The 2,091-nt window shown below is 64.4% G+C and carries 1 protein-coding gene and 2 pseudogenes; 2 read left to right on the forward strand and 1 reads right to left on the reverse strand.

Annotation, left to right across the window (positions count from 1 at the left end; all coding sequences use genetic code 11):
* Positions 1-246: 246 nt before the first annotated feature.
* A pseudogene (locus AC07CM_RS50770) lies at positions 247-398 on the forward strand (IS5/IS1182 family transposase); the annotation flags it as partial.
* Positions 399-597: 199 nt separating this feature from the next.
* Here the strand turns inward: AC07CM_RS50770 and AC07CM_RS50775 are convergent.
* The gene (locus AC07CM_RS50775; RefSeq protein WP_478883339.1) at positions 598-987 is read right to left on the reverse strand and encodes a hypothetical protein; all 390 of its coding nucleotides are present in this window, start codon (positions 985-987) and stop codon (positions 598-600) included.
* A gap of 74 nt (positions 988-1,061) precedes the next feature.
* On the opposite strand from AC07CM_RS50775, the pseudogene AC07CM_RS50780 reads away from it, so the two are divergent.
* Positions 1,062-1,920: pseudogene (locus AC07CM_RS50780) on the forward strand (IS982 family transposase).
* The last annotated feature ends 171 nt before the right edge of the window (positions 1,921-2,091 follow it).

Raw genomic sequence — 2,091 nt, forward strand, 5'->3', positions numbered from 1 at the left:
GTGGATCCCCTTTCGGTAAATCCATTTCAGCCCGCCAGGCCCCCGCTGTACGTCCCCCGACCAGCGGACCAAGCGGCTGACACACCCCTCCACCAAGAAAGGGAAGATCAGGGAAGGTCCCATCCGACGCCGGGTAGATCACCGGCTAGAAACACTGCGGAAGGCCACCGGCAGCCGGTGCGTCGCACCTCGAACCCCCTGGTCGTGACCCGGATACAAGATCGTTATCCTGGACCATGATCGGACCCGCGCACGCGGCCGGCCACGTCAGCGGCGACACGGCGTACAGCTCCCGTCGCTTCCTACGACATCGCCAAATCAGGCACGCCATTCTCGAACGCGGAGGCCAGCGGACCAACCGCCACTGCCGAGGCAATGCAGCCGGTCGGCTCACCGGAAGATCAGTTACGGCTGGGCGGAACCTGAACCTGTGGCTGGGATGTCATGCGATGGATCATGTCAGCGGGCCCCCTCGCCCGCTAGATGATCAATTCCAAGGGATGCCTGCGGAGGGTGTGGGGTGGACGGCGGCCGAAGCCGCCGCGAGACGGCAGGCGGCGGGCTGCCGGCCCTGGTTGTCGAGGTGGCAGCGGGCGGTCAGGCGTCAGGGTCGACTTCGGGGTGCGTGAACCGCACGGCCTTGCCCAGCGACCGGGCGTAGGCGATCTCGGCTCGGGTGCTGTCTCCGATGTAGTCGCCGACTACGAGCACCTCGTCAGCGAGCCGGATCTTCGCTCGGTGCAGATCGTCGAGTCGAACCTTCAGCACCTCGGCCTCGACAGGATCGGACCAAAGTTCGTGCGGCGACTTCATGTCACAGCCCGGTTTGACGACAATCTTTCCGGCTTTGGTCTCCCACAGATCGGCCTCGTTCATCTCGGTCATGAAGCGGGTGGAGCCGCAGATCACGACGATACGCGGGAGGCTCAACAGCTTCTTCGCGTCGGCGAGCTTCTCCTCGGGGGTGAGCAGTTGCGGGTATGACACTGGTTCCTCCTGGTGGTGTGGTCCAAGGGGTTGGTGCCTGCGGAGACGAGAACGAGGGTGTCCAAGATCGTTTTGTGACGAACGACGTGGACACCCTCGAGACAGCACTCTATGCGACGACCGACGACATGCTGAAGGAGCATCCCGACCTGGCGCCGTGGCGCCCGCCGGTCGGCATTACGCCCCGCCTGAGCGATGCCGAACTGGTCACCCTCGCCACGATGCAGGCCATACTCGGCTACACCTCCGAGGCCAAATGGCTCCGCCATGCCCGTGCCCATCTGCGCCACCTCTTCCCCTACCTGCCCCAGCAGCCCGGCTATACAACAAGCGGCTGCGCAAGGCCGCCGGTCTGATGCGAAGCGTCAACCGGATCCTGGCCACCACCACCTCGGTGTGGAGCGACGACGTATGGGTCGTGGACTCCACCCCGGTGGAATGCGGCCGCTCCCGCGAGACCGTCAAACGCTCCGACCTGGCAGGTTGGGCCGAATACGGCTACTGCGCCAGCCACAGCCGCTTCTTCTGGGCCTGCGCCTGCACCTGGTCTGCACCCTTCAGGGCCTGCCCATCGCCTTCGCCCTCACCGGGGCCAAGGCCGACGAACGCGAGACCCTCCTTGACCTCCTGGCAGCCGACTGCGAGCTTCTGCAAGAGCGCCCCCGACAGACTCTCATCGGCGACAAGAACTACTTCGGCCGTGGTTTCGAACGCGAACTGTCCGAGCATGGAGTCCAGTTGCTGCGGCCTGCCCGTAAAGGTGAACGGGAACGGCCTGGCGCAGCCCTGTTCAAGCCGCTGCGACAGGTCATCGAATCGATCAACGAGACCTTCAAGGGACAGCTTGACCTCGAACGGCACCGAGGGCGCACACCCGGAGGTGTCATAGCCCGCGTCATGCAACACATCCTCGCGCTGACCGCCGCGATCTGACACAACGACGCCACCGGACAAACCGTCCTAAGCTCACTGATCGCCTACGATCACTGACCCCTTGGAATAGATCATCTAGGTACAATGCCGTTGCATTACGGGCCCGCGAGTTGAGGTCTTGTGATGAGGATGGCTTGCACGCCGGTGCGGGTCGGTTGGGGCCAGGCATGG

This window comes from Streptomyces sp. NPDC044061, from assembly GCF_056434305.1.